We start from the raw sequence: 19,751 nt of genomic DNA, 5'->3' as shown, positions 1-19,751 counted from the left end.
AAATAGATTTTAGCTATTATTTGTTTTTTCAGGTTTTTATAAACCATTTTGTATGATTTTAACAATTATGAGTATAAAGGCTTTCAATTTAAAAACCTTTGTTATTTTAGCGCAGCAGAAAAATAATTTTTGCAATAAGAAAATATTAAAGAGAACAAAATGAAAAAGATTTTATTAGTATTAGCTGTGTTAGGAATGGCTTCTTGTCAGCAAGAGAAGATAGGTTATGTAGATAACGTAAAGCTAATGGATGAATACCAAGAAAAAATTGATGTAGAAGCTAAATTTAAAAAAAAGGTAGAAGCATTAACAAAAAAGAGAGATAGTATCTCGCAGGCTTTTCAATTAGAAGCACAAGCTTTTCAGATAAAGGCACAAAAAATGTCTCAGAAAAAAGCACAAGAAGAGTATGGCTTAATGCAACAAAAAGGGCAGGTAATGGGGCAACAATTGCAACAAGAAGACCAACAGTTACAAGCAGCCGGACAAGTAGAAATGGACAGTATTGTAAGTAAGGTAAAAAAAGAGATTATCGCTTATGGTAAAGCACAAGGCTACTCGTATATCTTAGGTGGTGGTGAAGGTGGTAGCGTACTTTACGGTACAGATGCTAATAACTTAACAAATCAGGTAGTTAAAATATTAAATGATAAGTATAAGAAGTAAAACGTTTTACTTTTAGAACATAAAAAAATCCCGCTGGTTAATTAACCAGCGGGATTTTTTTATGATTTTAGTAAGCCATAGACCTCTTTTGTTAAGTTTAAGAGTTGTTTTTCTATTTCGGAAGGCGTAAGAGAGTTTAAAGGTTTTTCAGGAGAATTAATTGCCTGAAATTCAGATAAATTTTTGTTGTTATTAAAAAAACAATGCCCTACAATTAAAGGTAAAATTCGCGTGCCATTATTTTTGGCATTTCTAAGTAATGTAGGGAGTTCATCACTTTGAATAAAATCTGAAGCAAGGAACTCAGTTGATATAATTAATATTGCAATTCTAGCGTTCTCTAATGCGTTTTCAATTTCATCTCTCCATTTGTCTCCTACCTTAATTTTTGTATCATCCCAAACATCATGCTCTTCATTTATGCTATGGCCCATAGCCTTTAAGTTAGTTTGGACCTTTTCTAGCCACAATTTATCTTTATGAGAATAACTAATAAATATTTTATTTTTAAGAATATTTTGTTTTTTCATATTAGAAGGCCTAATTTTTTTTAATTCTAAAGTTGAATTATTTCTCAATTTTTTGATAGAATTACCTTTATGTTTAGATAATTGAAGATAGATATCTTTTGTTGATTTTCTATTTTGAGAATAACAATAGATTGAATTAAGGGTTTTAAGTTTATTAATCATTTCTTTCGAAAACGATTTTTGGATGTTTAATTCATTCATCCATAAATGAGTCAGTGAATCTAATTCTAAAATTTCACTAGGAAAATTATCAAGATTATTTTTTGATAAATTTAATTTTTTAAGGTTTTTAAGGTTGGAAAATGTAATTGGAAGACTAGTTATTATATTATTTGCAATAGTTAGAGTATTTAATTTATCAAGATTTTCAATTTGTTTAGGAATGGTTTTAATTTGGTTGTTATTAAGGTTTAATACCTTCAGTTTTTTTAATGAACATATTTTAGAATAGAAATTATTAATTAAGTTTTTTGACAAATCTAGTTGTTCTAAATTTTTTAATCTTTCAATTTCTTTAGGAATGTGTTTTATTTTATTTCCGCTAAGGTTTAATTTTTTTAAATTTTTGAGATTAACTATTTCTAAAGGAAACTGAGTTAAGTTTTGATTTGATAAATCTAATTTCGAAATATTCTTTGAAGGTATTTTTATCATTTTTTGATTGTAAGTTGTCTCATCAAAATTAACTCAAATTTCCTACATTTGTAATGTCCCTTCGGAGGAAAGGGGATTAATAAATAAATATAGGGTAATGGCGTGGTCATAAGAGATTAAATTTTATGATGCTTAATAGCTAGTATACTATATAGCTTAGGCAGCCTCACGATAATTAACTTAAGTTAATAGACCCGAGCCGGCAATTATGTCACTCGGGTTTTATTTTTATAATATGAAAACATCAATAATATACAGTCTTACAGAAAATTTTGAGTCTCAGGCAAATGAAACTTCAGATGGAGTAGAATTTTGGATGGCAAGAGATTTACAACATCTTTTAGGATATAAAGAATGGAGGAATTTTAGTTTAGTAATTAATAAAGCTAAAACTGCTTGCGAAGTTTCTGAACAGCAAATAGATGACCATTTTGTTGACGTCAACAAAATGGTCACTCTAGGTTCTGGGAGCGAAAGGGAAATTGATGACATTATGTTGACAAGATATGCTTGTTACTTAATAGCCCAAAATGGAGACCCTAGAAAAGAGACTATAGCATTTGCTCAACGTTATTTTGCAATTCAAACTAGAAAAGCAGAACTAATAGAAAAGAAAATATTAGAATACGAAAGAGTTTTAGCTAGGGAAAAATTAAAATCTACTGAGAAAGAATTATCTCAAGTAATATTTGAGCAAACTGGAGGAAATAAAAATTTTGCTTTAATTAGAAGTAAAGGAGATACAGCATTGTTTGGCAAAACAACCCAACAGATGAAGGATAGGTGGGGAATAAAGAATAAACCTTTGGCAGATTTTATGCCTACAATACTTCTAAAAGCAAAAGATTTTGCGACTGAGATTACCATATTTAATGCCAAAGGAAACAATATGAAAACCGAAGGGCAAATCTCTAAAGAACATATTACAAATAATAAATCTGTAAGAAGTACTTTAATTTCAAGAGGTATTAAACCTGAAGCTTTAACCCCAGAAGAAGATATTACTAAGATAGATAGGCGTTTAAAAAGTGATGAAAAGAAGAGTCTAAAAAATCCCAAAAAATTAAAGTAATAACCCTTTTAATAAAACACCAAATAAAAACATAAGAATCAGTAAGGAAGAAAGTATAAATAGCTTACCTCTTTAATCGTATATTGGATATAAACATGTTAATTATAAGTGTAATTTTTATTTTAGTAGGTGTAATATCTATTGGTCATACAATTTACAATCCTTTAGATGAAAAATATGAGTTTAATAATTTTGAGAATAAACAAGCTATTATTTATGGAATACTAATGATAATATTTGGAGTATATTTCATTATATTTAGTTAAACTTACCCCTGCAATAAAAACACTAAAAATATAGCTGGTATAAAGTAAATAGCAATGGTTCTAGCACCATCATAATCTTTAGCTACACGCTGCCCAAAAAGAAGCATTAAGAGAACCACACAAGAAAGGATTGCTCCATACATAGCAAAAGTAGAAATCCCTGTTGCATATAGTTGATATATTCCTATGGCACATAAAACACCAGCAATAATTTCTGTAACTAAAATTACCGCAACAAGCATTGGCACCATATTTTTAAGAGGCGTTTCGGCAAAATGTCCTTTAAGCCAAGATACATTACCATTCCAATCGGCTATTTTATCATAACCACTTTGTAAAAAAGTAATAATTAAAAAAAGTAAAATAAGAATCTCTGTTGCATTCGTAAATATAGGTTCCATAAATAAATTTTGTTAGGCTGCTTTTGCATGCAGTAATCTAGTTAGTCGTATAGAAAGGTCGGTTAGTATTAGTTTAGAATTACCGTTACGTTCTATATGGTAAATAGCATCTTCTAATTCTTTAACAATACTAAGAATATTATTTTCATGTACAAAAGGAGCAAACTTTTTAAGCTGAAAACCTTCGGATTCCATATGCATATATGCAAGCTCTTCGGCATTAAAATTAATAAGCATTGCTTGGCGCATTACTGCTATACAATAGAGTAAAAATTTCTTTTGGGTTTCTCTACCTGTTTTTGCAACCTCTTCGCTCCAAAGAATTAAATCATGAATAGCAGCTTTATTTCCTTTGGCTTTAAAAGCACTACGTACCCATTGTACAAACCACTTTTCAAAAACTAAATCTTCAGAATCGTTATTTAGTAAATCTATAGCTTTATTAAAATTACCATCTGCTTCATGAGCAATACGTAAAGCTTCTTCTCTATTAGCTCCTTTTTCTATAAGAGCAGTAGCAATAGCATCTTCTGCAAGAGGAGGAAAATGTAATATTTGGCATCTAGATTTTATGGTTTGTAGTATTTGCTCTTCATCCTCGGCAAGCAAAAGAAAAACGGTTTTATTAGGAGGTTCTTCTATTAGTTTTAAGAGTTTATTAGCCGCAGAAACATTCATTTTTTCGGCCATCCAAATAAGCATCACCTTATACCCACCTTCATAAGATTTTAAGGCTAATTTTTTAACCACATCTAATGCTTCATCAACCCCAATTTGGCCTTGTTTTTTTTCAATACCTAACATTTGGTACCAATCAAACAAATTACCATAAGGCTGTTCGGTTATAAATTGTCGCCATTCTTGCATATAATGGTTACTTACGGCATGGCTTTTTACTTTATCTGAGTTAGCAACCGGAAAAACAAAATGCATATCTGGGTGCGCATAAGAATCGAATTTTGTATTGCAAGAACTATTGGCTCCATTATTTTCTTCATTGGTGTTTCCACAAATAATATATTGCGCATAGGCTAATGCCATAGGCAGTAAACCACACCCTTCTGGCCCTACAAATAGTTGTGCATGTGGTATTCTACCAGCATTGGCACTTGTTGCTAAATGTTTTTTAATATGGGAAAGCCCTAAAATTTGACTAAATAACATACCCCCAAAGATAGCTTTTTTGGTCTATTCTATAATTATAACGTTATAGTAGATTTATTAAGGGTTATACTTTAGCTAAAGGTTATAAATCTTTACCTTTACCATTCAAGAAAGCATATTTAGAAGCGTTTAATGATAAGTTAAACCAAATTAAAAACAAACACACTGCAATAGATGAAAGTAATTAACGATTTTAATTTTGAAAACAAAAAAGCACTAATACGTGTAGATTTTAATGTGCCTTTAGATAATGATTTTAATGTAACAGATGCAACTAGAATAGAAGCAGCAAAACCTACTATAATTAAAGTTTTAGAAGATGGTGGTAGTGCTGTTCTTATGAGTCATATGGGAAGACCAAAAGGAACTCGTAATGCCGATATGTCTTTAAAGCATATTTGCGATAAAGTTTCTGAAGTTATTGGTGTTGCTGTAAAATTTGTTGACGATTGTGTTGGTGAAACAGCAGAAAAAGCTGTGGCAGAATTAAAAAGCGGAGAAATTTTATTATTAGAAAACTTACGTTTTTATAGTGAAGAAACTAGCGGAGATGTAGCTTTTGCAGAACAACTTTCTAAATTAGGAGATATTTATGTTAATGATGCCTTTGGTACAGCGCATAGAGCTCACGCTTCTACAACTGTAGTTGCTCAATTTTTTCCAGAAAATAAATGTTTTGGACTTTTACTTGCTAAAGAGATAGAGTCTATAGAAAAAGTAATGCAAACAGGAGAAAAACCAGTACTTGCAATATTAGGAGGAGCTAAAGTATCTTCTAAAATAACAATTATAGAAAATATATTAGACAAAGTAGATCACCTAATTGTTGGTGGCGGAATGACTTATACTTTTGTAAAAGCACAAGGAGGAAAAGTAGGAGATTCTATTTGTGAAGATGATAAAATGGAATTGGCTTTAGAGATTTTAAAACAAGCAAAAGCAAAAGGAGTAGAAGTACATATTCCTGTAGATGTTTTGGCTGCAGATGATTTTAGTAATGATGCAAATACACAAATAGTAGATTCTGATAAAATTCCTGACGGATGGCAAGGTTTAGATGCAGGTCCTAAAACTTTAGAAATCTTTAAAGAGGTTATTTTAAAGTCTAAAACTATTCTTTGGAATGGCCCAATAGGTGTTTTTGAAATGGAATCTTTTGCTAAAGGAACTATTGCATTAGGAAATTATATTGATGCATCTACACAAAATGGAGCTTTTTCTCTTGTTGGTGGCGGCGATTCTGTTGCTGCAGTAAAACAATTTGGCTTCCAAGATAAAGTAAGCTATGTATCTACAGGCGGAGGTGCAATGTTAGAGAGTTTAGAAGGAAAAACTTTACCTGGAATTGCTGCTATATTAGCATAGTTGGTACGTTATCGACAAACGGTAATAAATTAAAAATCGCACATTTTAAGAGAGAAAATTTTATTCTCCCAGAAAAATGTGCGATTTTCGTTAGTCCCGAAATTAAATAACGTACTATGAATTTTTTAAAAAAGCGTTTTCATTTTAGTATTGCGCTATTCCTTTTTGCGTTTCCACTACTTGCACAAGAAGAAGATTCTACTCCGCAAAACGAAGTAAAAATTATTGAGTCTAAGGATATTCCTTTAGACACCCTAGCATTACCATTATTAGAACAAAAGGCAATACAAACTACTGCTGTTAATGGTGATATAAAAGATAATCCTTTAACACTTACTGCAAAAGAAAATACACCCGCAAAGTATGATTTAAAAGACAATGAACATGCTGCAAAGTATGATAGTTTATGGATGAAAGAACTTTTAGAGACAAATGTTCTTTTTGAAGATATGTATGCAGAAATAGAGAATCTTGATTTAGATGCAACATATGAAACTGAAATTAATACAGATTCTTTAAAAGCAAGGTTAGAACGTCTAAACCAAAAAACACCATTTAATATAACATATAACCCATCTTTAGAAAACGTAATTAAATCTTTCTTAAAAAGAAAAAGAGGTTTAATGGAGCGTATGCTAACGGTTAGCCAATTTTATTTTCCTCTTTTTGAGCAGCAATTAGACAATTATGATATTCCTTTAGAGATGAAATATTTGGCTATTGTAGAGTCTGCATTAAACCCTAGAGCAAGGTCTAGAGTAGGAGCAACAGGACTTTGGCAATTTATGTACAGTACAGGTAAAATGTATAAATTAGATGTTAGTAGTTATGTAGATGAGCGTAGTGATCCTATAAAAGCTACCGAAGCGGCCTGTAAATATTTAGGCAGACTTTATGATATTTTTGACGACTGGGACTTAGCATTAGCAGCCTATAATTCTGGTCCAGGGAATGTAAATAAAGCAATTAGAAGATCAGGAGGGAAAAAGAATTACTGGAACATAAGAAGAAATCTTCCTAGAGAAACTGCAGGTTATGTGCCTGCATTTATAGCAACTATGTATTTGTTTGAGTATGCAGATGAATATGGTTTAAAAGCAAAAGAAGTAGACCGTAATTATTTTATTACAGATACCATACATGTAAAAAGCCTAATAACCTTTAAACAAATATCGGAACTGGTTGGTGTTGATGTAGAAGAGCTAAAACTTTTAAACCCGTCCTATAAGTTAAACGTTATTCCTTATGTAGATGGTAAAAATTATTCTTTACGATTGCCAGTTGCAGCTATGGGTAAATTTGTGGCAAATGAAGATGCTATATATGCACATGTAGAAAAGGAATTAAAAAGTAAAGAAAGCCCAATGCCGCAATTGGTAAAAGCGCAAGACCAAATACGATATAAAGTGCGTAGCGGAGATTATTTAGGGAAAATAGCAAGTAGATATGGCGTTGGAGTAAGCCAAATTAAACGTTGGAATGGTTTGCGAAGTAATAATTTACGTATAGGGCAAAGACTTACTATTTTTACAAGAAATCCATCTATTACTTCTTCTAAGAAAACAGTAGCAAAAACAACTAAAAAAGTAGTAATCCCTCCTGGAGCAAAGGTACATACGGTGCAAAGTGGAGACTCGCTTTGGACTATTTCAAAAAAATATCCTGGAATTAGTATAGAAAATTTACGAGAATGGAACGGTATTAGTGGTAAGAACTTAAAACCAGGAACAAAGCTTAAATTATGTGCTTGTCCATCATAAATAATATACCATGAATAAGAAATTAAGGATGTTTTCTGTACTGCTTTTTGTAGCAGTGCTTTTTGGCTGTAAAGAAACCAATAAGAAAAGTTATTTACCAGAATCTATTGGAGCAATAAATAACCTTACGGTCGTTATAGAAAACGACTTATGGAAAGGAGACGTAGGAGATAAAATTAGAGAACATTTTGCGGCACCCGTTGTTGGGCTTACTTGGGATGAGCCTTTATTTAATATTACTAATGTTCCTGCAAGTGTATTTTCTGGCGCTCTAAGAAACACAAGAGCAGTATTGTATGTTCAAAAAGACACTTTAAATATAGCACATATAAAAAGGGATATGTATGCTAGACCTCAGAAAATTGGTGTTATAAAAGGACACAATAACCAAGAAATTATTGCCAATATAGACAAAAAAGCTACCGAAATAATTGCGGCATTTAAGAAGCAAGAAATTGATGAGGCTCAAAAAAGATTTTTACGTTCGTTAAACAAAGAAAAAGCTTTAGAAAATCAGTTTAATATTAGTCTAAACATACCCTCTATTTATAAAGTTGGTAGAGAAGTAGATAATTTTGTGTGGATAGACCACCAAATACCTAAAGGAACCGTTAATGTAATAGCCTATACAGTACCTGCAAATAGTTTTAAAACAGATTCTACCTTAGTAAGGGATATAGTGCATATGAGAGATTCTATAGGCGAGAAATATATTCCAGGGCCAGATGTAGAAGGCAAAATAACGCACATGCGTACAGAGCCAGCCTTTTCTCCAAATATTTTCCCTGCAGAAATAAACGGAATGAAGGCTATTGAGGTGCGTGGTATTTGGGATATAAAAAACTATCCTATGGCAGGGCCTTTTATAACTTATATTATTGATGATACTAAAAATAATAGAAAATTAGTAATAGAAGGATTTACGTTTGCACCAGCAACAGAAAAGAGAGATTACATGTTTCAGTTAGAAGCAATCCTGAAAACACTTAAGATTAACGTGAAGGAAGGCGAAAAATAGGCCTTTTAATACACTGTTTTAATACAAACAGTGTATTTCCTTGTTTGAAACAAAAAAGCTCATTAGCAATTGCTAATGAGCTTTTTGATTTTAAAACTTTGATTTACTTTTCATACAAAGGCAAATCCAGTAGACATTCTAAATATTAATGCGTAAAGGGCAACAGCAATTAAAAACACACATGCCCAAGAGAGCACTTTAAAATATCTTTTTAAAAACTGGCTTCCCCAATTTTTGAAAGCTTCAAAATAAATTTCTTTTAATAGTAATAATTTCTCCATAGTAAACAATATTTGGTTCGCTACAAAGTTCCGACTTGTTTTGAATGAGGGAAAAACCTTTGGCTAAAAAGCTGAATTAAAAGGATGTAAGGAGTTTATTTGCAGGCGCATAGACAAACAGTAGTTTTTTGGGATAACTTACTAAGGGAGCTTTAAGCATTTGCTTACAAAAAACAAGCAACTATTATTTTTTCATATTTCTTTGTAAGATTTGTCTTTAGTAATTATAAAATTAAATTTCAGAATTAGTCATAAAAAAGAAAAAGCGTCTTAAAAAGACACTTTTTCTTAAAATTGGTTGGTTGAAATATTTTTATTGAAATGGGAAACCAGTAACAATTCTAAAAATAAGAGCATAGAGCACTACAAGAAAACTGGCAAAGCAAAACCAAGTGAATATTTTAAAATAGGATTTTACAATTTTACTCCCTAAGCTTTTAAATGCTTCGAGATAAATTTCTTTGATAAGTAGGATATTTTTCATTGGTTTGGATTTTAGGTTATTTGGGAATATTATGTATATATAACTATAAATGAGCTTATAAGGTATGTATTAGCCTTGTGTTTGTTGTGAAAATACTCACTTTTGTTGTGAAAATTAGTTTGTAGTAATTTATAGATATAACATTAGAATATTTATAAAATAAAAGCCCATAGATATAGTATATCTATGGGCTTTTATTATGTTAAAAATTAGTTACATTTTTACAATTATAAATTCGGACCTACGGTTTAGATAATGTTTTTGCTCTGTACACCTAACTGTACCATCACATTCATTAATTAACCTTTCTTCACCATAACCTATAGCACTTTCTATACGTTCAGCAGCAATACCTTTAGAGATTATATAGTCTCTAGAAGATTTAGCCCTTTTGTCCGATAGGTATTTGTTATAAGCCCTTTTACCTCTAGAATCTGTATGAGATTCAATTTTAATAACCATATTAGGGTATTCTGTCATTACTTCGACAAGTTTGTCTAGTTCTACAGCAGCATCTTCTCGTATGTAAGATTTGTCAAAGTCAAAGTGAATCATTTCTGTTTTCAACTTCTTAATTCCATCTTCTACAGCAATCATTTCTTTTAGCTTACGTAAAGAAACATCTACACTAATTGTGTCATTCTCTTTTGTTGTAACCTCTTGTAAATCGTCAAAATAAGTTCCCTTAGTGGTTTTAATTACATATTTGGTTGTAGCCTCTAAGTCTTCGAAAATAAAGCTACCATCATCACCCGTTAGTACTTCTTTTAATTTAATATTGTTTTCATCTAATAATTCTACTAACGCCTTTGGCATAACATCGCCTGTAATTAGCTCTGTTACAACACCATCGATAGCATTTGTATTAGCAGGAATTTCTTCTAAAACTAAGTTTTTAAAGGCATAAATATCATCATCACCTCTACCACCTTCTCTGTTAGAAGCAAAATAGCCTTTTTGAGTCTCTTCATCTATAATATAAGAGAAATCGTCTTTGTTACTATTAATTGGTTGTCCTAAGTTAACTACATCTAAAAAGCCTTCCTCTTCTTCAAAAGACACTTCATAAACATCTAAACCACCAAGACCTGTATGCCCGTCCGAAGAAAAATATAGTTTTTTATCATTAATAAAAGGAAACATTTCTCTTCTTTCTGTATTAATTTCTGGGCCTAAATTTCTAGGTTCAGAAAAACTACCATCTTCACGAACATCTACCATAAAAATATCCGTTTCTCCGATACTTCCTGGCATGTCAGAAACAAAATATAATTCTTTACCATCTGGACTTAAAGCTGGGTGTCCTGTGGAGTAATTATCACTATTAAAAGGTAATTCTGTAGCCTCTGTCCATTCTCCATCTATTTTTTTAGACTGATAAATTTTAAGGTGATTTACTCCTTTTTTATCTCTCTTTAATTTTTTACCATAATTATTTCGTGTAAAATACATGGTTCTATTATCGGGAGCAAAAGTTACAGCTGCTTCATGATATTTTGTATTTACCTTTTTAGAGAATTTAATAGCATCTTTAAGTTCTTGAGATTCTTCATTTATTTTGGCAACATACAAATCTAAATATGGTTGATTGTTCCATTTATACCGTCTGGTATTAAAAAAAGAGGAGTCTTTTGCAGAAGCATAAACAACTCTATTATCATCATGAAACATTGGAGAAAATTCTGAATATTCAGAATTTACAGAAAGGTTTTTTACTTCAAACTTTTTACTTGTACCTAAAATATTATCTAAAACAATTTCATTAGGTGTAGCTTCCGATGGGTTATTTATTGCAGCAAGGTCTTCTTTCTTTAGTTTTCTATTATATAAACGCATTAAACGTTTAGATCTAGCATATTTTCCTGTTCCTTTAAGAGAGTGTGCATATTTAAAAATATTATCGGCAGACATTTCTTTTTCATACTTTTCATAAAGTATGTTATACCAATGGTATGCTTTTTCCATATCGGTATTAAAGTAATGTGAATCTCCTGCTTTTTGTAAAACATCGTAGGAGTAATTTTTTTCGTTCTTTTTAAGAGCCATTTCATATAAATCTGCTGCTTCTGCGTACCACATTTTATTAAAATAGTAATCTGCTCTTTGAATAAGTTTACTTTTATTAGGTGTACCGTCTATGCTTTTAGAGGTTAAATTTTCGGCAATACTTTCTTCTGAAGAATTATTTGTAATAAAATCTTCTTTAGTTGGATTTTCCATAGCTGGTTTGCTATTCTCAACTTCCATTATCCAAACTTCATCTTTATATTTTCCATTAAACTTTGAAGTTACTTTAGATATAGATTCTTTCCAATCACTCTGATAATCAATATATAAGTAGTTTAATCCATTTTCTGGATTTGCAATGTAACCAGAGTTATACCCTTTTTTCTTGTATTTTTTTGCAGCTTTTTCTTGACTTTTACTAAAAACACCAGCAATTATATAGTAACCATTATAAATATCAGTAAGGTTTGTAAAAGTTCTATGAGCAATAGTATTTGTTTCTGCTGCTTGGGCAAAGGAAACGTCATTTTCCTCTAGTATAGAACTAAGATTTGTGCCAGGTTGTAACATGGCAGAATTTTCTTTCTCTTGTGCACCTATGCTTAAAGATAAAAAGAGTATTAAAGCTGTAAGTAGTTTTTTCATGATTTGGGTAATTAGAAAAACCTTGGGGATTTAATTTTGGTTAATTTAGATATTAGTTGGTATCGTATAAAAATCTCGTGTGTTCCCGAGTTATATGTATTTAGTTCATTTGTATTGTAATCATAAGCATAACCTATGTTAAATTGTGGGTTAATTTGGAAGCCAAAAAGAGCTCCGACAGAATCATCCCATCTATAGTTAACGCCTAAATTTAGTCTTTCGTATAACAAGAAATTTAGAGAAACGTCTGCAATAAGGGGTGCCCCCTCTACATATTTAACAAAAGTGGATGGTTTAAATTTTAATAAGGGGTTTAAATTAAATACATAACCACCTATAAAATATAAGTGCATACGGTCTTTACCAACAGATTCTTCTAAAACGTCATAGCGTTTATTGTATAATATATTGGGTGTAGATATACCTAAATAAGCATTGTCTGTATAGTAGAAAAGACCTGCGCCAACTGTTGGTAAAAATTCACTATTAATATTTTCATTGAAAAGAACATCTGGGTCTCTATATGTTCCTTTAGACCAGTCTACACTTAAAAAACGACCTCCTGCTTTTACACCAAGTGCTAATTTGTGACCTCTTCTATTTAAAATAATATTATGTGCATAATTTACATCTATAAAAGTTTCACTAGAGGGGCCAATTTGATCTTGTACTATAGATAAACCAACACCATCAAATTTTTCAAAAGGAGAGTCTATTCCTAAAGAAATAGTTTTTGGAGAGCCTTCTAGGCCAACCCATTGTGTTCTAAATAATGAAATTGCAGCAAAATGCCCTCTAGAACCAGTATAACCAGGATTTACCGTCATGGTATTATAGTTATATTGGGTGTATTGCGGTTCTTGTTGCCCAAAAATATTTGAGACACCAAAAAATAAGAGTGCAATAGAACCTAATTTTATTATATATCTTTTTTTAGTATTCATTTTTTAACGTGTAATGTATAACCATCCTGTTTTTGGTTCTTTTTGGTTTTCATTTAAAAGAAGGATATAGTAATATGTACCAATTGGTAGTTTTTGTTCTGCGTTTGCAGTAGCTCTACCCTCAGAGGTACCATCCCAATTATTGTTGTATCCTTTTGTTTCATAAACTAAAGTTCCCCAACGATTAAATATTTGTAGAAAATTATTTGGATAATTTTCTATACATTCAATAAAAAAGAACTCGTTACTACCATCATTGTTTGGAGAAAATTCATTATAAATAACTAAACATTCTTCTTCAATAGTAATGGTAACTTCAGATTCATCATTATCTGTATTTAAATCCATTTGATCTACAAAAGACATTCTTGCTACATTCGTATAATTTGACCCTTCTACTACTTCTACAGTGATATTTAATTCTGCAGTTTCATTACTATTTAAAGAAGGGATAGCCCAACTACCAATAGTATAATCATAAGTTCCATGCGAAGTGTTTTGAGAAACAAATTCAAAACCATTTGGTATAATTTCTTCTACTTCAATATTTGTAGCCTGTATATTTCCTAAGTTTGTAGCGCTTATGGTAAATATTATTTGGTCACCAATTGCTGCAGTTGTTACAGATGCAGTTTTGTTTATTGCAATATCTGTAATTGCATTTGTTAACGTATATTCACTTTCATCATCTTCATTAGGACTGTTGGCATCATAATTATCTGGAGTAGAATCTACATCTAATTCATTAGTTCTTGTAACCTGTACTACATTTTTATATTCATCTACAGCTCCAGTAGGTGCATTTACTGTTACAGTATAATTTAAAACAATGTTTCCAGGGCTTAAAGTGCTTATTACCCAAGTAATTGTATTGCCAGCATAAGTACCTCCATTAGAAATTGAAGCAGGGTCCACGGTTAAACCAATTGGTATGTAATCTTCTATAACTATTCCTGTTGCCGTATCTGTTCCAGAATTTGTTGCAGTAATTTCAAAAATTACTTGTTCTCCTATGTTTGGGTTTATACTAGAGCCAGAAGCTAATTGTTTATCCAAACTTAAATCTACCGTTGCAATACTAACATTATCCACACTATCTTCATCATCTTCCGATTGGTCACCATCATCATTATTAGGTGTAGAATTTGGATCTAGTTGATCACTTGCAGTTACTTGTGCAATATTTTTATATTCGTCTCCTGCTCCCGTAGGTGCATTTACAGAAACCTCATAAGTTAAAGCAGTTGTACCGTTAGTTACAGTTGCTAAATTCCAAGTAATAGTATTTCCAGTAATTGAACCACTATTAGAAATTGAAATAGCATTTACAGTATACCCAACCGGAACCATATCTGCAATACTAACATTAGTAGCATTATTGGGGCCGTTATTAGTAAGGTCTATGGTAAAAGTTATAGAATCTCCAATATTCGGATTAGTTTCAGAAACAGATTTGTTAAGAGATAAATCTGCCGAATCATTAGAAGTTGAAATTAAAAACGAAACTGCATTACAAAAACAATTTCCAACAGCTGGTTCTAATTCTATTAATAAATTAGTTCCTGCTCCACAAAAAGAAGTAGTTGTGAAAGAATCGGTTTCATTGATAGTATTTCCACTAAGAATTTCAGAATCTAAACTCCCTGTATATATTGCTGCACCAGATTTATTATTAGAAGCATCTGTACAAAAAACAGAATAATTTGCTCCAGAGGCAACTGTATATGCTCCAATATTATCGATACTAAAATCTATAGAATAAGTATAATCTGATCCACTACTTGTGTAAGTTCCTTGTGGCGTAATTGCAGATAAAGCAATTTCCGATTTAAATGTTTCTAGTGGAATTGTACTATCTCCTGTAAAGATTTCTGTGGTACCACAGGCTACTCCTCCACAACTTAAAGCGTCCGTAGTAACATAGGTTGTTAAATCTATATTTGCTGATGTGGTACAACTAGTAGTCTGGTTTGTAATATCAAAATTATATGACAAATTATCTGAAGCTGTTGCTCCTTGCGGAAGTTGTAGTTCTACTTCTTGATGATTACCAACCGTATTTGTAGTAATATAAGTTACTTGTAAAGCACTTGTTGCTACAAAAGATGAAGGTACATACTGTACGCCATCTGGAAGAATTACTCTAACAAAATCAGTAGTGCCAGTAGTGCCATCTATAATTGAAGTGGTAATATTTACTGTTTCTGGTGTACAACCTTCTAAACGAGCAGCGTTTGTTATAGATAAAGAATTATCTGTACTATAAGGAGGTTCTGCACCAGTAATAATTATTGGGTTTGCAGCTGTTCTACTTCCGCTTCCTGTTGCAGGTGTACCATAAGGATTATTTCCTGTTACGGTATATGCTGTTCCAGTGTTAGAAACATAATTACATTGTGGACTTAAGTCTAAACTAATTATTGCAATTTGCTCATTTATATTTACAGAATTTAGAGAACCTACGAGTCCGTTATTTGCTGCAATTAAGCTGTGATCTAATAGATTTACAGATACATTATTTCCTGTAATTGTTGGGGTTATACTTTCTATATTACCAGAACCTCTAGGATATTCTATAGTAATATCATTAATTAATATAGCTGATATATCTCCGGGAACATCAAAATTCATGATTGGAGAAATTAAATCTGCTTCCCCAGCATTTCTTACTTCTAACACAATATCATAGTCTGTACAGGTATCTACTGTTGTTGTTGGCTCATTTAATATTTGTAATTGTATAGCAGCTGGTGCTGGTTCTAGTGTAAAAGTTTCTTCATGGAAGAATGGAATACCACTAAAGTTTGCGGGGTAAGCTACACAGTCGTAATTATGTGATATTTCTAAATCTATTGGTGTACTAGAAGTGTATGTTCCTTCAAATCTAATTTTTCTACAAATCCAATTACCAGCTTGCATATTTCCAAACTGTATATAAGTAACATCATTTTCTTCTGTAAAAGTTAAAGGAGTTTCTGTTGCACCATTAACTAAAAAAGCATTTGTAACAGTATAATCTGTTCCTGTATCTATACGTAGCCAATTGTTATTTATTTCGCCTGCATCTTGTTTACAAATATCTATCGTAAAACCTTCAATTTCTGAATTTCCAATTTCTACTACATTATCTGAAGAAATCCAATAGTTAGGTATTGTATAATTAAAATCTTTAACATCACTTTCGGTTTTTTGTACAGGGTTATCTGCATAAGCATATTCATCATATGTTACCGAAATATTATGAGAACTTAAAGCTGGTGTAGCACTAGTTGCTGTTAAGCTTATAGATACGCTAGGGTAATAATTTCCTCCTTGGTCTAAATGTGTAAATCTTGGACCAGGGGTTATAGTTACAATATTTCCTGAAACCGAGTAATTTAATCCATTATTCCAAGATGCGGGATCTTGATTTTCTGGCATAACATTGGGGTATCCCCAACTACTAACAAGATTGTTAAATTGCATTCCATCAGGAATTTGTATAGTGGTATTATCCCATAATAAAGGAGGTCTAAATTCGTCTGGAAATTTATCTGCAACACCAGACGCTTGTGATAGGCCTACGTATAACCATTTTTCATCACAACCATTGACAGAGTCACTTAAATCTGCATTAAGTTGAATGTTATTTTCAAAAAAGAAAGCTCTATCATTATAGGTACCACAACCAACCTCATTACTAAAACTATCTAAGCTATAATAACGACCTTGAAAAGAGTGAAACTCATACAATCTTGCTTCTTCAGGAAAACCTTCTTTAAATTCAAAGTTTAGTTCTAAAGAAATTTCATCAGCCTCTAACCCTTCTCCATATTGGTATGTTCCAGATATTAAAGATTGATAAGACGTTAAATCTAAAGTAAAGAAATTATCATTTGTTCCTTGTGTAGTTATTACTGGTGTGTTAGTAATAGGAAAAGTTTGTGGCGTTCCTGAAGAAACGTCGTTAATGGTTATTGTACCATCTGTAAATCCAATAATATCTGCCATGTTTTGACCATTGTCGGTTACATAACGCATTTCAAAATATAAGTTGTCCTGTGTACTACTTTGCATTATAGCATTAGCAGTAACGGTCATTTTATCTTTTGCCATATAATATTTAGTAGCATGTACATTAGGGTCTAAAACTACTTTTGTACTCATAGTTTCATCTGTCCAACCAGAAGTAGTTCTGTTTGCTTCAAAATCTGTAGTTGTTGGTCCTGTACAACTATTTGGGCAGTGTGTAGTTACTCTAAAAGAGCCACAATGTAAATCCTTATTATAGCAAGAACTTTCGTATGATGTAGTATAATTTAAGGCTAATTCTTCTGGACCGGCATAGGTGCTACAATCTATATTTAAAGCAAAATTTATAGGAATACGTAATGCATAGGAGTTATATTCAAAGTCCTCTAATTGTGTTTCTGTAAATATAATTTGATTACCCACCTGAGTATACCTGGAATCTGCACTAGAATCTAGTGTTATACCATTTGGTATATCTAATACAGCCCTGTATATAGTTGAAGGATCGTTAGAAAACATTTCTATACCATTACAAGTAGGAGATTGGTTAGAAGCAACAAAACTACCAACAAAATTTAAATTAAAAACAGAACCATCTTCTGCATCTAAATCATAATCTTCTGGGAATTCCCAATTAAATAAGGCATCTCTTCTTACATAATGTCTTTCTAATTCTTCTCTTAATGTTTTATTGCTGTTATTACATTTATTTACAGTCCAAGTATCTATATTTAAACTTAAGCTTTCTGAGTAATCTGCATTATAAGCATCACATGCAGGGTTTAATTGCAACATAGTAAGGTCTACATTTATTTCAGTAGATGCACCAGGTAACATATCATCAAAAAAACCATCCCCATCTAAATCTTCTAATCCGCCTGCGCCATCTGGATCACTAGTAAAAAAATCTGCTCCGAATAAGTAGGAACCTAGTCCAGTACCACTTGTTGTTGTGCTAGGCCATCTTTGTGGAGAAAAATTGGCTCCTCCAGAAAATCTAAAATTTGATAATTGGCGATTTGTGCCATTATCATCACCATACATAGGATTAAAACCAATGGAAGAGTATCTACTATCCCAAGTAAAGCCAATATTAAAGTTTACATCATATGCATTATCTGCACTAGCATCATTTTCTAGTCTATAGGTATAGGTTACTGGCGCATCCCAACGTGGGCGTGGCTCATTTACTGTAATTAAATTTATGTCTGACCATTCTTGATCAACACCAATAAACCCAGGAATAGGAGCTCCTATTTGGCAGTAAGTACCAGATGTACAACCCCATTTAGGACTATGTCTTGTAACTTGATTATTCGCACAATTTGTAAGAACTAGTCTTTCATTAAGAACAATATTTTCGTTTTCAAAAAGGGCATCACCATCCCCAACTTGTCCTGAAAAGGGAGCAGAATTGAGGTCTATTTGGTAAGTATACATATTTCCACTTATAGATGGCGTAAGTATAGTGCCATTAAAAGATAACTGGTAATTACTTTGTAAACCAGGAGAAACCTCTACATCATGGACAAAAGATTGTATGCTACCATTTCCAGAGTTTGTAATAGTAATTGGCCTATTTGTGGTTTGCCCTACAAGTGCGTTTTCCGTAGTTATATCTTCTACAGCAAGGTAGGCACTTAAAAAGCTATATGCGTTTACAGTTACATCTGTGTCGTTATGAGACCTAGCAGATGTTCCTTGTAGATAAGTTATAGTATGCGCATCTTTAAAAAGTCCGCCATTATAAGAATATTGTACTGCTTCGCAAGCAGCTGTTTTATTAAAAGTAAATTCCACAAAATCGGAAACTTGCCAATTTGCATTACTTGGTCTTTCTATTTGAAAAATTGGATTATTTAAATCTGTTATATCAAATTCTGATAATGTAAAGTTAGAAGAACCCGTTTGGTTTACTATAAGTGCTGTTCCTGTTTGGTAAGTTACACCATCTGGTAAATCAAAATTTATTTTAAAAGTATTTAAATTGGCCATTTTGGCTGTAATACCAACAGTACTTGTTCCGTTATTACTGCCACCACAAGGCCCCATAGTTGTAGAGCTTAGGTCTACTCTAAAATTTCCATTATTTATTTGAGAGAATCCTGTGTTTACGGAAAACAGAATAAAAACAAATAATAGTAATAAATTAGTCTTACTAGATATGGGTTTATTTAAATCGAGGAAACTTTTAATATGCATAGCTTTCTGATAAACACAAGCGATATATTTTTTTGGTTGCTTATGGTTTATCACAAATCTATATATATGGATGGAGGAGGAATATTTTTTGTTGTGAAAGACCTATAAATAGAGGTAAAGTCTAAATTTTTGTTAATTTCCTACAAAGCTAATTTTTAAAAAGTTAGAGGAGTTTGAATAGTAAAAGGTAATTATAACATTATATTTCCTAAAAAAACAGGAATGTATTTTGGGGATACACCATAAAAAAACCCAGCATTTGCTGGGTTTTTTTATGGTGT

Annotated in this window: 14 protein-coding genes; 6 read left to right on the top strand and 8 right to left on the bottom strand. The window is 31.7% G+C overall.

What is annotated here, in order from left to right:
• The first annotated feature begins 159 nt into the window (after positions 1 to 159).
• Positions 160 to 666 (top strand): OmpH family outer membrane protein, encoded by a 507-nt coding sequence (locus CLV91_RS04320; protein ID WP_121064330.1) that lies wholly within the window; start codon positions 160 to 162, stop codon positions 664 to 666.
• Between the two features lie 59 nt (positions 667 to 725).
• On the opposite strand, the gene CLV91_RS04315 is transcribed toward CLV91_RS04320, so the two are convergent.
• A complete protein-coding gene (locus tag CLV91_RS04315; RefSeq protein ID WP_121064328.1) occupies positions 726 to 1,850 on the bottom strand; it encodes a leucine-rich repeat domain-containing protein in 1,125 nt (374 codons plus the stop codon).
• A gap of 235 nt (positions 1,851 to 2,085) precedes the next feature.
• Here CLV91_RS04315 and dinD point away from each other — a divergent pair, with 235 nt between their 5' ends.
• Together dinD and CLV91_RS16795 are read left to right on the top strand one after the other, a co-directional pair.
• On the top strand, positions 2,086 to 2,922 hold the full coding sequence (gene dinD / locus CLV91_RS04310; RefSeq protein ID WP_121064326.1) for a DNA damage-inducible protein D: 837 nt from the start codon (positions 2,086 to 2,088) through the stop codon (positions 2,920 to 2,922).
• Positions 2,923 to 3,017: 95 nt separating this feature from the next.
• Positions 3,018 to 3,188, top strand: coding sequence for a hypothetical protein (locus CLV91_RS16795; RefSeq protein WP_170146697.1), 171 nt, complete (start codon positions 3,018 to 3,020; stop codon positions 3,186 to 3,188).
• Positions 3,189 to 3,190: 2 nt separating this feature from the next.
• Here the strand turns inward: CLV91_RS16795 and CLV91_RS04305 are convergent, their stop codons facing one another.
• On the bottom strand, positions 3,191 to 3,589 hold the full coding sequence (locus CLV91_RS04305; RefSeq protein ID WP_121064324.1) for a DoxX family membrane protein: 399 nt from the start codon (positions 3,587 to 3,589) through the stop codon (positions 3,191 to 3,193).
• Positions 3,590 to 3,601: 12 nt separating this feature from the next.
• The gene (locus tag CLV91_RS04300; RefSeq protein ID WP_121064322.1) at positions 3,602 to 4,753 is read right to left on the bottom strand and encodes a DNA polymerase III subunit; all 1,152 of its coding nucleotides are present in this window, start codon (positions 4,751 to 4,753) and stop codon (positions 3,602 to 3,604) included.
• 174 nt (positions 4,754 to 4,927) lie between these two features.
• Between CLV91_RS04300 and CLV91_RS04295 the strand changes: the two genes are divergently transcribed.
• The 3 genes from CLV91_RS04295 to CLV91_RS04285 all read left to right on the top strand — a co-directional run bounded on the left by CLV91_RS04295 (position 4,928) and on the right by CLV91_RS04285 (position 8,896).
• On the top strand, positions 4,928 to 6,118 hold the full coding sequence (locus tag CLV91_RS04295) for a phosphoglycerate kinase (protein WP_121064320.1): 1,191 nt from the start codon (positions 4,928 to 4,930) through the stop codon (positions 6,116 to 6,118).
• A 116-nt stretch (positions 6,119 to 6,234) separates the two neighbouring features.
• Positions 6,235 to 7,878, top strand: a complete 1,644-nt coding sequence (locus tag CLV91_RS04290; protein WP_121064318.1) for a LysM peptidoglycan-binding domain-containing protein — start codon at positions 6,235 to 6,237, stop codon at positions 7,876 to 7,878.
• Between the two features lie 10 nt (positions 7,879 to 7,888).
• The gene (locus tag CLV91_RS04285) at positions 7,889 to 8,896 is read left to right on the top strand and encodes a DUF4837 family protein (RefSeq protein ID WP_121064317.1); all 1,008 of its coding nucleotides are present in this window, start codon (positions 7,889 to 7,891) and stop codon (positions 8,894 to 8,896) included.
• 110 nt (positions 8,897 to 9,006) lie between these two features.
• Here the strand turns inward: CLV91_RS04285 and CLV91_RS16790 are convergent, their stop codons facing one another.
• From CLV91_RS16790 to CLV91_RS04270, 5 genes are all read right to left on the bottom strand, one after another.
• Entirely contained in the window at positions 9,007 to 9,177 is a 171-nt protein-coding gene (locus CLV91_RS16790; RefSeq protein ID WP_170146696.1) for a DUF6747 family protein, read from the bottom strand.
• Between the two features lie 313 nt (positions 9,178 to 9,490).
• Positions 9,491 to 9,661 (bottom strand): DUF6747 family protein, encoded by a 171-nt coding sequence (locus CLV91_RS17045; RefSeq protein WP_317124767.1) that lies wholly within the window; start codon positions 9,659 to 9,661, stop codon positions 9,491 to 9,493.
• A gap of 213 nt (positions 9,662 to 9,874) precedes the next feature.
• Positions 9,875 to 12,313 carry an OmpA family protein gene (locus CLV91_RS04280; RefSeq protein ID WP_245987136.1) on the bottom strand — a complete coding sequence of 813 codons (2,439 nt, stop codon included), beginning with the start codon at positions 12,311 to 12,313 and terminating at the stop codon, positions 9,875 to 9,877.
• Between the two features lie 11 nt (positions 12,314 to 12,324).
• Complete coding sequence (locus CLV91_RS04275; protein WP_170146695.1) at positions 12,325 to 13,257, bottom strand: PorP/SprF family type IX secretion system membrane protein; 933 nt, start codon at positions 13,255 to 13,257, stop codon at positions 12,325 to 12,327.
• A 3-nt stretch (positions 13,258 to 13,260) separates the two neighbouring features.
• Positions 13,261 to 19,470, bottom strand: a complete 6,210-nt coding sequence (locus CLV91_RS04270) for a T9SS type B sorting domain-containing protein (RefSeq protein WP_121064315.1) — start codon at positions 19,468 to 19,470, stop codon at positions 13,261 to 13,263.
• Positions 19,471 to 19,751: the final 281 nt, after the last annotated feature.

This window comes from Maribacter vaceletii (genome assembly GCF_003634105.1).
GTDB classification, from domain to species: domain Bacteria; phylum Bacteroidota; class Bacteroidia; order Flavobacteriales; family Flavobacteriaceae; genus Maribacter_B; species Maribacter_B vaceletii.
Note: the sequence above shows the minus strand (reverse complement) of the source record. Positions and strands in the feature narration are given on the sequence as shown.